Source organism: Flavobacterium hibisci, assembly GCF_020026925.1.
Classification (GTDB): Bacteria; Bacteroidota; Bacteroidia; order Flavobacteriales; family Flavobacteriaceae; genus Flavobacterium; species Flavobacterium hibisci.
Genome location: NZ_JAIQDW010000072.1, coordinates 1 through 282, shown reverse-complemented (window position 1 = coordinate 282; position 282 = coordinate 1). Strand labels below are relative to the sequence as shown.

1 protein-coding gene is annotated in these 282 nt (G+C 70.9%); it reads left to right on the top strand.

The features are described 5' to 3' along the window. The coding region (locus K8B81_RS20880; RefSeq protein WP_223683454.1) for a hypothetical protein at positions 1-282 on the top strand (282 nt) is incomplete at both ends.

Genomic DNA, 282 nt, shown 5'->3' with positions numbered 1-282 from the left:
TTGCAGCGGAGCGACTTCTTCGCCGACCAGCGCGCCTCGCGGCCCCTCGTGTCCGGCACGGTGGCCCGCGGCCACCTGAAGGAGGACGCCCACTTCTTCTACGGCCGCCGCGAAGGGCCCCTCGACGGCAAGCAGGCGGCGGGCATCGTGGCGGCCCAGGATACGTATACGGCCATCGCGCTGCACGCGGCCGGCGAGCCGTACGTGGACACCTTCCCCTTCCCGGTGACGGAGGAGGTCCTGCAGCGGGGCCGGGAGCGCTACGACATTTACTGCTCCATG